Source organism: uncultured Lactobacillus sp. (assembly GCF_947367125.1).
In the GTDB taxonomy this organism is placed as follows: Bacteria; Bacillota; Bacilli; order Lactobacillales; family Lactobacillaceae; genus Lactobacillus.
The window spans coordinates 22,719-31,613 of sequence record NZ_CANBCQ010000031.1 but is presented as its reverse complement, the minus strand read 5'-3'; the positions used below and the strand labels follow the sequence as shown (position 1 = coordinate 31,613).

10 protein-coding genes and 1 riboswitch are annotated in these 8,895 nt (G+C 37.9%); of the genes, 2 read left to right on the top strand and 8 right to left on the bottom strand.

The features are described from left to right. Positions 1–87: 87 nt before the first annotated feature. From Q0Y84_RS09075 to Q0Y84_RS09060, 4 genes are all read right to left on the bottom strand, one after another. The gene (locus tag Q0Y84_RS09075) at positions 88–1,005 is read right to left on the bottom strand and encodes a DUF805 domain-containing protein (RefSeq protein ID WP_297952908.1); all 918 of its coding nucleotides are present in this window, start codon (positions 1,003–1,005) and stop codon (positions 88–90) included. Between the two features lie 83 nt (positions 1,006–1,088). Continuing rightward, positions 1,089–1,844 carry an amino acid ABC transporter ATP-binding protein gene (locus tag Q0Y84_RS09070; RefSeq protein WP_297952906.1) on the bottom strand — a complete coding sequence of 252 codons (756 nt, stop codon included), beginning with the start codon at positions 1,842–1,844 and terminating at the stop codon, positions 1,089–1,091. Beyond that, a complete protein-coding gene (locus Q0Y84_RS09065) occupies positions 1,844–3,457 on the bottom strand; it encodes an ABC transporter substrate-binding protein/permease (protein WP_297952905.1) in 1,614 nt (537 codons plus the stop codon). The genes Q0Y84_RS09070 and Q0Y84_RS09065 overlap by 1 nt, the downstream gene beginning before the upstream one ends. 110 nt (positions 3,458–3,567) lie before the next feature. Further along, positions 3,568–3,741: riboswitch (Lysine riboswitch) on the bottom strand. A gap of 48 nt (positions 3,742–3,789) precedes the next feature. Continuing rightward, positions 3,790–4,422: a DNA-3-methyladenine glycosylase gene (locus Q0Y84_RS09060; protein ID WP_297952903.1), complete on the bottom strand. Its 633-nt coding sequence runs from the start codon at positions 4,420–4,422 to the stop codon at positions 3,790–3,792. Positions 4,423–4,450: 28 nt separating this feature from the next. Here Q0Y84_RS09060 and Q0Y84_RS09055 point away from each other — a divergent pair, with 28 nt between their 5' ends. Continuing rightward, the gene (locus Q0Y84_RS09055; RefSeq protein WP_297952901.1) at positions 4,451–4,816 is read left to right on the top strand and encodes a DUF488 family protein; all 366 of its coding nucleotides are present in this window, start codon (positions 4,451–4,453) and stop codon (positions 4,814–4,816) included. Here the strand turns inward: Q0Y84_RS09055 and Q0Y84_RS09050 are convergent. From Q0Y84_RS09050 to Q0Y84_RS09040, 3 genes are read right to left on the bottom strand one after another with little or no spacing between them, the layout of a single operon-like run. Continuing rightward, the gene (locus Q0Y84_RS09050; RefSeq protein WP_297952899.1) at positions 4,813–5,601 is read right to left on the bottom strand and encodes a TerC family protein; all 789 of its coding nucleotides are present in this window, start codon (positions 5,599–5,601) and stop codon (positions 4,813–4,815) included. The genes Q0Y84_RS09055 and Q0Y84_RS09050 overlap by 4 nt on opposite strands. Continuing rightward, entirely contained in the window at positions 5,588–6,106 is a 519-nt protein-coding gene (locus Q0Y84_RS09045) for a methylated-DNA--[protein]-cysteine S-methyltransferase (protein ID WP_297952897.1), read from the bottom strand. Before Q0Y84_RS09045 ends, Q0Y84_RS09050 begins: the two co-directional genes overlap by 14 nt. Positions 6,107–6,159: 53 nt before the next feature. Further along, positions 6,160–6,858 carry an NAD-dependent protein deacylase gene (locus Q0Y84_RS09040; RefSeq protein WP_297952895.1) on the bottom strand — a complete coding sequence of 233 codons (699 nt, stop codon included), beginning with the start codon at positions 6,856–6,858 and terminating at the stop codon, positions 6,160–6,162. A gap of 88 nt (positions 6,859–6,946) precedes the next feature. On the opposite strand from Q0Y84_RS09040, the gene Q0Y84_RS09035 reads away from it, so the two are divergent. Then, entirely contained in the window at positions 6,947–7,432 is a 486-nt protein-coding gene (locus Q0Y84_RS09035) for a hypothetical protein (RefSeq protein WP_297952893.1), read from the top strand. Here Q0Y84_RS09035 and cls read toward each other — a convergent pair whose 3' ends face one another. Beyond that, the gene (cls, locus tag Q0Y84_RS09030) at positions 7,433–8,890 is read right to left on the bottom strand and encodes a cardiolipin synthase (protein ID WP_297952891.1); all 1,458 of its coding nucleotides are present in this window, start codon (positions 8,888–8,890) and stop codon (positions 7,433–7,435) included. Positions 8,891–8,895: the final 5 nt, after the last annotated feature.

The window sequence follows — 8,895 nt, the reverse complement described above, 5'->3', positions numbered from 1 at the left end:
GAAAAAGAACGATGAAATCCAGATGGAAATCATCGTTCTTTTTTATGGTCCAGGAGTTAGTTTTTTCCCAGACACTTATTTTGATAATTATCTAATTCTGTCTTCTGGGTCAAACAAATACTTGTTCCACTTATTATCTGCGTCAACTGTTGGGTGGAATAATAAGAAGGCTAAAAGCAAATCTCCCACGTAAGGAACAATGCCTAACCACCACCAGCCACCGTTAAAGCCTGCATCGTGCAAGCGGCGAACAGTGTGTCCTAATTGAGCTAAAAATGACCAAATAAGGATAACCAGTAAAAGTACTAAAAAGCATAAAAAGAAAATACCGATTGCTTGCGGCATTTGATGCCAGCCAGGAATAATCGTGAAAAAAGCAGAAAAAGCATAGATGAAAAGAGTGCCGATTCCTAAAGTAGCTTGATTAATTGCTGTTCCTACCCAGAATGATGTTCTAGTTGATCTAGCATTCCACTTGAAGCAATCAAAGAAGTGTTCTTTTAGAATTTGACCAATAGTTGGCACAGGAACTGTTTCTTTATGGTCGGCAGGGTAGTCTTGATTACTAAAGAAATATTTGCCCCACTTAACTTGGCGTTGAACAGATGGCTGCAATTCAAGATAAAATAAAAACATTGCGCCATAACCAGTGAAGGCAGCCCAGTACCAATAGCCGCTGTAGCCAACATCGTGCAAACGTCGGATCGTTTGTCCTAATGCAGCTAAAAATAGCCACAGATAAACAGCAGCCGCAACAATACCATCGACTATTCTAATGCCGGGGTTGATGTTTTGGTTAAAAGCATAGAAGCCAAAAATGATGCATAAGATGCCGATAACAAGGTTAATCAAAGTGCTCCACCAGAAAGATTTACGCGTAGTTCTTGCTTTCCAGTTGAAGGGATGCAAATAAGTTTCGTTCAAAATTTGCGCAAAATTTTCTGCAGGCGGTAGTGGCAGACTTTCGTCATAAGGCTTGATAAAATAATATACTCTATCATTCATTTTACTTCCTCCAAAAATTAATTTGTTATAAATTATACGCTAAAAAAGCCGTGAAGCAATTAAACTTCGCGGCTTTTGTAATATTAGAATTCATTATTTCTAAAGTTGCTCAAGAACTTTTGCGTCTTTTCATTCTTAGGATGGTCAAATAATTCTTCAGGTGCACCTTGTTCCGTGATCACGCCATCACTGATGAACAATACGCGATCAGAAATACTCTTCGCAAAGCCCATTTCGTGAGTAACGATAACCATCGTTAAACCGGTCGTAGCGAGCTTTTGCATAACTTCTAGTACTTCACCAACCATTTCTGGGTCAAGGGCACTAGTGGGTTCGTCAAAGAGCAATACTTCTGGATCCATGGAAATTGCTCGGGCAATAGCTACACGCTGCTGCTGACCACCAGATAATTGTTGTGGCTTAGCCTTAATGAAAGGATCCATGCCAACCTTTTCTAGGTTTTTCATGGCAATCTTGCGTGCTTCGTCTTTTGAACGCTTCAAGACTAATTCTTGACCGACCATACAGTTTTCTAAGACGTTTTTGTTTTCAAATAAGTCAAATTGCTGGAAAACCATACCGACCTTTGATCTAAAGGTGTTACGGTTGTAGCCGGGATGCAAGATATTTTCACCGTGAAAATCGATTTCGCCGCCAGTTGGTTCTTCAAGCAGGTTGATACAACGCAAGGTAGTTGATTTACCACCACCAGAAGGACCAATGATCGTTACGATTTCGCCTTTATTGATGTCAAAGGAAATATCCTTTAATACTTGGTGATTTCCATAAGACTTTTGCATATGCTTTAAGCTTAAAATTACTTCATTTGATTCAGTCATTAATTATTTGCCTCCGTATCTTTTGGAGTACCAACTTGGACTTGGTTAGCCATCAAGTTGTAGTTCTTATTACCTTCAAGTCTCTTTTCGATAAAGTTGAAGATTCTAGTAATAGTAAAGGTTAAGATCAAGTAAATTGCAGAAATCATTAAGTAAGTTGGGAAGAACTTGAATGATTGACTAGCAATAGTTGTACCAACAAAGAACAATTCTGAAACTGAGATAATACTCAATACTGAAGTATCCTTAATGTTAACGATAAATTCGTTAGTAATTGATGGTAAACAGTTTTTAATTGCTTGAGGCAAGATGATATGCCACATTCTTTGGTTATGAGTCATACCTAAAGCGCTAGCTGCTTCAAATTGACCTTCTGGAGTAGAAATAATACCACCACGGATAACTTCAGCTAAGTAAGCACCAGTGTTGATTGATACAATAATCAAGGCTGCAACAGTTCTGTTTAAATTTAAGTGCCAAAATTGAGCAATACCGTAATAAATTACGGCTGCCTGAACCATCATTGGTGTACCACGGAATACTTCTACATAAACAGATAGTAACCACTTAATTACGTTTAAAGTCCAACGCTTACCACGAGTAGTTGGGGTAGGAATAGTACGAACAATACCTACAAGTAAGCCGATAAAGAAACCAACAATTGTACCAACTAAAGCTAAGAGCAAAGTCATGCCGATACCTGACATAATCATGCCACCATATTGCTTCCAAGTAGTAACGAGCCAATTTTCTTTCTTGGTTTCGTTACCAGCTTTTGGTTGCTCTCTTATAGCTTGTGACATCAATTGGTCACGCTTCTTGTTAGAAATGGTTCTTAAAGTAGCGTTAACTTCGTTTAAAAGCTTAGTGTTGCCCTTTTTAACCCCGATACTAGTTACAGAATCATCATGGTCAACTTTAAAGCCGGCCATTTTGTTTAAGTTAACGGCAATGATGTTAGGGTTAACGTTGTGGTAACTTTCAAATTCAATGTCTTCAGCGACATAGCCGTCAATCGTGCCAGAAGATAAACTTTGACGCATGGCTGAGAAGTCACGCATAGCTGGTTCACGCTTAGCACCCTTTAATTGCTTGATTAAATCATAGTGCAAAGTTCCTTGTTGTGCAGTTAACTTAGCACCCTTGAAATCAGTCAATTTCTTAGCGTTAGAATACTTGCTTGCCTTGTTAGTAATTACGACAAAAGTACTTTTACGGTAAGGTTCTGAGAAGTTGATTGCCTTGCGTCTTTCAGCAGTAGGAGACATACCAGCAATAATCAAGTCGATTTTGCCTGATGTCAAAGCTGGCAATAGACCATCCCATTGGGTTTTTTCGACGATTACTTTTTTGTGCAGTCGTTTACCGATGATCTTGGCAATTTGGACATCATAACCATTAGCATAGGAGTTAGAACCATCGATTGGTACAGCTCCATTAGCCTTAGTTGGTTGAGTCCAGTTGTATGGGGGATAGTTTGCCTCCATTCCAATTTTTAATGTGTCAGAATCTTTCTTAGCAGCTTGAGTCTGACTGCTGCTAAGAGAAAAACCGATAAATAAACTAAGTAGAATTGACATTAACAGTGCCATCCATCTAGATCTTGACTTCAATTGTAAAACCTCCAAAAATAGTTTTAACATAAAGCCAACACAATAAAGAGTAAACAAAAACCTCGCTCTTCCAAAGAATTGCGAGGGTCATAATCATCAGTATTTAAACCAAATCTTATAGCGCTCCCTGGGGACTAACCAGGACAGTCTATAGAATATTCTTCTATAGCCCAACAGATCAATGCGCGAACATTAAATCCATTTCGGCGGCAATCCTAAGTTAACTTTCAGCGTCTTCGCGGACTCCGGATCAACTTGTGAGTGTCGCAACCTCTATTGCATTGGAAAATTATTTAACTAATGAAAAAGAATAAAAGAAAAATTAAAATTTGTCAAGCCCAGCCATTTGTAATCCGATAATTTTTCTTTTTCATATCAGAAACATATGGATTACCAGCGACATAAAAGCGTAATTTTTTCTCAGCCCAAGTAGGATCAGACTGATTAATTCCTACCCGTGGTGCGGCAATTATTTCTTGGGCAATATGTTTGTGTTGAGTATTCAGATCGATGGCAAAAGGAGAGTTAGATAAAAAGTGTAGATTCCAATTTTTATCATGAATGCCAAAAGCTTGCATCATTTTAGCGGGTCCATTAGTCAAAAGAACGCCGTCTTTGCCGTGGCGGTTTTTAATCATAGTATTAATACCTAAAGTTGGCTCAATTGCTCGGATTAATACTCCTTGTGGTTCATCTTGGCCTCTAGTAGCTATATCAAAGAAAAAATATTGGCGTTGCGCATAGATGTAAATGGTACCGCCTTTGCCATATAGACCTTCGTTAGCGGGACTGCGACGACCGCCGTAGGAATGAGCTGCGCGATCTTTTTTGCCCATATAGGCTTCTGCTTCGACAATGTAGCCGCCTAATTTTTCTTGACCATTATCAAAGGTGAGCATTCGCCCAATAAGGTCTTTTGCAATATAATCAGTGGTGTTAGTAGAAAAATAAGTTGAATAGTCCATTTTTGACCTTTCTAGAAAAGAGATAAGAATGACAGAAATAAAATTAGTTCGAATTTACGAGCATGAACAGCCAACTGGCTATCGGATTTTGGTTGATCGCTTATGGCCGCGCGGAATGAGCAAGGCGAAAGCAAATTTAGCAGAATGGGATAAGCAGATTGGACCTAGCAAAGAACTGCGTCAATGGTTTAATCATGAAGACGAAAAGTTCCCTGAATTTAAGCAAAAGTATATTGAAGAACTAGATCATAATGATTATACAGCGGATTTTTGCCATGACGTAAAAGAACACCTAGCTAAAGAAGACGTTCTTTTCTTGTTTGGCGCTAAAAATAAAAAGCACAACCAAGCAGTTGTACTTAAAGAATATGTATTAAACAAATTGCAGCATTAAATGTGCTTATGACCATGATATTTTATTCTCCAAAAATGGAAAATAATAGTTAAGATTAAGATCGTAAAAACAATGATTGCAAAAACGGTATTTGGTAATTCGAAGCGTAATGGTGGCAGAGCTAAAAATAATTTTAAGGCAATGATGCCAATCAGTAAGTAAGCCATCGGTTGCAGTTCGGGGATGATGTCCATTAATTTAATAATGATTTCGGCTACACCTCTCATGCAAAGAATACCGATCATCCCGCCGATTAAAACCACGACTGAATTATCTGATACTGCTAAAGCGGCTAAAACTGAATCAATTGAGAAGACAATATCCATTGATTCAATTGAGATAACCGTGCGCCAGAAAAGAGACAGAACATGTCTCTTTTTCTTTTTGCCTTTATGATGGGCAGCTTCACGTTCTTCTTTTTCATGTTCATGCTCAGCAGCTTGTTTAGGGTGACGTTGGTCATAGAAAAACCTAAAAGCCAGGTAGAAAAGGTAAATACTACCGGCTAATTTAATTTCCCAGAAATTGATCAAATAAGTTCCGATCCCAATAACAATAAACCGGAATAAATAAGCGCCCCACAAACCATAAACTAAGGACTTGCGTTGCTCTGTTTTGTCAGGCAAGACCTGCGTTTGAGCAGCTAAAACTACGGCATTGTCAACTGATAATAAGCATTCCATCAAAATTAAAGTTAGAATGATCATCCAGTCTTTGCCACTGGTTAGAACGTGGAGCCAATTGCCGCCATCAAAAAAGGGGGCATATAGTTTAAGAATTGACATGCAAGTGCTTCTTTTCTAATTCAATTAATCTTATTTTTTCTTTTTGCCCTAAACGATAAGTCCCAATTTTATTATCAGATAAAATAACTCTTTGATCAGGAATAAAGATTAAAACAGGGTTTAAGGCTACGGCATGTGCAACTGAGCGAGAAGAAGTAGCGTCAGCTAGGGAATTGGCGACATCACCATAAGTTAGGGTTACTCCGTATGGAATATTTTGAACAACAGTTAATACTTTTCGCTGAAATTCGGTACCAAATTCAGAAATATCTATGGGAACATCAAATTTTTTTCTGATACCTGCAAAATATTCTTTTAATTGTTTAATATAAGGGGCCATCTTTTTAGGATCTCGGACCAACATACGGTGAGGATAGAAACTAAAAATAGGTGAAACACTTTCGTCTCCTTTAAGACCTACATAAGTTAAACCGGCTTCTGAAGCTGTTAAGAAATAGGTCCATGGCTCAATTGTAACGTAATCATAGTAAAAAAAATCTGTCATGTTTAACACCTTTATTTTGAGAATAATAGTCTAAGAATAACAAACTGTAAAAGTTAATTCAAACTTTTGAATACTGTAAGTGCATCCCCGATAATTTGTTTAACACCAGGAGTAGGAATTGCTGTTTTATTAATAGAGTAGATCCTAGCATTCTCTTGGCGATAAGCTAAAAGTTGCGCAAAAGGATAAACTACAAAACTTGTGCCACAGATAATAACTAAGTCTGATTTTTGCATAGCTTGGATAGATTTAGTTAATGTTTCAGGATTAATTGCTTCACCATATAAGACAATTCCTGGCCGAATGATGCCATTACAGCCTTGATGAAGATAGCTTTTGGCATATTCTTCATAAGAAACAGACTGGTGGCACTTAGTACAATAGATATTATATAAGTTACCGTGAAATTCAGTCACGTGCTGATTGCTGGCCTTAGTATCTAAAGTATCAATATTTTGTGTAATCAAATCACCTTTTTGATTGCAAAAGTGGGCAATCTTTTCATGAATCAAATTTGGTTTAGCTTCAGGAAAATACATATTCTTCATCACAAATTCATGGAAAAATTCAGGTCGGTTATAAAGCGTATTTTCGCTTAAAATAGTTTCTGGGCTTTCTTGTACACCGTTGTAAATGCCATTTTTGGAGCGGTAATCAGGGATGCCTGAGTGGGTCGAAACACCAGCACCAGTTAAAAACACAATGTGTTTGGCATTGTTAATATCTGTTTGTAACGTTACTAAATCCTCCATAAAATATTTTCCTCCGTGAAGTCGTTTCTTTAATTATAAATCAATGTTTTGTTATAATGATTAAAATAACTAAATTGAGGGGATTTTAATGAGGTATATGACTTATTTTTACGTAGCAATTGATCTTTTATTAGTAGCTTATGCTTGTTATAGTTGGTATTGGCAAGCGAAAATTGACTTTCGTGGTCGCTACCGTATCTCCTCAGTAGTTTGGGCCTTAATTTTTATTTGGTTAGGCTTTACTTGGAACTATATTGAAAAGGGCGATCCAGGTTTAAGCGTCTTTTTGGCCTTGTTTATTCTGCTTAGCATCGTTGATGGCTTTTCTGGCTTTAGCAAAAAGCGCATGGTTGTTTCGGGCTATTTCAAGCGTACAGTCAAGTATGATGAATTAGCTAGCGTGACTATGATTCAGATACCTGATCAAAAGAAGCCGTTAGTGATGGCGATCTTCCGCACTAATACTGGCAAAGCTTATATGATGAGGTTTAACGATGAGGTTAACAGCGTTATTAAGCAATTACAAGCATATGCTGGCCGAGAAATCCCTGTTGAAGTTCAATCGATGATGTAATTATAAAATTGGAGAAAGCATTCGTGAGAATGATTGCAAAGTTCGCAAAGCGCGGCTTTGCTTTTTTATTTCTTCTTTAGTTAATAAATGTGAATGCTTCATATCTTCTTCAAAGGCTGCCGCCATTTTTTTATTGAAAATCTTATCGTAAAAAATAGCGTTGTCTTCAAAGTTAAGATCGTAAGAACGATAATCTTGATTCATTGAACCTACCGAAGAAAAATGATCATCAACAATAGTCGTTTTGGCATGTAAAAAGCCATCTTCATAAATATAAATTTTAACCCCTAAGCGGGTTAATTCGTTGGCATACCACTGTGTAGCGCGATAAATAAAAGGATGGTCTGGCTTGCAAGGAATCATGATTCGTACGTCAACTCCTGATGCGGCAATAGTTTGCCAAGTCGCAAAAACAGCATCATCAGGGATTAAGTAAGGGGTTTGAATCCATAATCTTTTGCGTGCAAGCAGCATTAAGCGCGTCATCCCGTTACGCATATATGGCGCGTAACGGTCGGGACCATCTGAAATAATCTGGGTAGCAACGTCGCCTTCATGAATGTTTTTTTCATCAAGATCAGGAAATAAAGTCGAATTAAAACGAATAAGTTGTTGATCAGTATTAACGGAAGCGTTCCAATCCATGACGAAACGTTCTTGTAAAAGAAGCGACGCGGAACCGACAATTCTTACTTGGCTATCACGCCAGTGACCAAACTTCTTTTTCTTACCGAGGTATTGATCACCGATATTGAAGCCGCCCGTCCAAGAAATTCGACCATCAATGACCACGATTTTGCGGTGCAAGTGGTAGTTGATGCGGTAACGAGTGATCATATTGCGTGAAGTAATAAAAGGCAGCACTTCGCCACCAACTTCGCGCAATTGATCAAACCAGGCTTTAGTAGCTCCCATTGATCCCCAGGCATCGTAAATGACGCGAACTTTAACGCCTTGTTTTGCTTTTTTGATTAATAATTGCAATACGCGGTTACCGATATTATCACTGTAAAAAGTATAAAATTCGACATTGATTGTTTCCTTAGCCCGCACCATGTCTTTGAGCATGTCATGAAAGAAAGTTTCGCCTTCAGTGTAAAGCTTAACTTGATTATTTTTGGTCAATGGCGCTTCGTTTTGGTGGTTAAAAAAGTTGATTGCAATGTCGCCAGCCTTAGAAGTATCAGAAGGACTAGTTTCTTTTGGTGCTTGGGCAATTGATTTTTGGACATTTTTCAGGCCGATGTGTTTCTGTTTATTAATGGCGAAAATGTTTTCCTGGGAAATACCTCGGCCAAAGAAAGCATAAAGAGTTATACCGATGATCGGCAAAACTATTAAAATAATTAGCCAAGCCCAAGTAGTCGAAACAGATCTTCTGCGATGGAAAACGATATAGAAGGCTAAAATTGTATTAGTAATGATAATAATTCTGATAAAGTCATGCCACCAGATCATAAACT

Bases quoted from the DNA above. Each gene is read 5' to 3' on its own strand.
- Q0Y84_RS09070 (WP_297952906.1), bottom strand. From the start codon at position 1,844: ATGACTGAATCAAATGAAGTAATTTTAAGCTTAAAGCATATGCAAAAG.
- cls (WP_297952891.1), bottom strand. From the start codon at position 8,890: ATGATCTGGTGGCATGACTTTATCAGAATTATTATCATTACTAATACA.
- Q0Y84_RS09050 (WP_297952899.1), bottom strand. From the start codon at position 5,601: ATGTCAATTCTTAAACTATATGCCCCCTTTTTTGATGGCGGCAATTGG.
- Q0Y84_RS09075 (WP_297952908.1), bottom strand. From the start codon at position 1,005: ATGAATGATAGAGTATATTATTTTATCAAGCCTTATGACGAAAGTCTG.
- Q0Y84_RS09055 (WP_297952901.1), top strand. From the start codon at position 4,451: ATGACAGAAATAAAATTAGTTCGAATTTACGAGCATGAACAGCCAACT.
- Q0Y84_RS09040 (WP_297952895.1), bottom strand. From the start codon at position 6,858: ATGGAGGATTTAGTAACGTTACAAACAGATATTAACAATGCCAAACAC.
- Q0Y84_RS09045 (WP_297952897.1), bottom strand. From the start codon at position 6,106: ATGACAGATTTTTTTTACTATGATTACGTTACAATTGAGCCATGGACC.
- Q0Y84_RS09035 (WP_297952893.1), top strand. From the start codon at position 6,947: ATGAGGTATATGACTTATTTTTACGTAGCAATTGATCTTTTATTAGTA.
- Q0Y84_RS09060 (WP_297952903.1), bottom strand. From the start codon at position 4,422: ATGGACTATTCAACTTATTTTTCTACTAACACCACTGATTATATTGCA.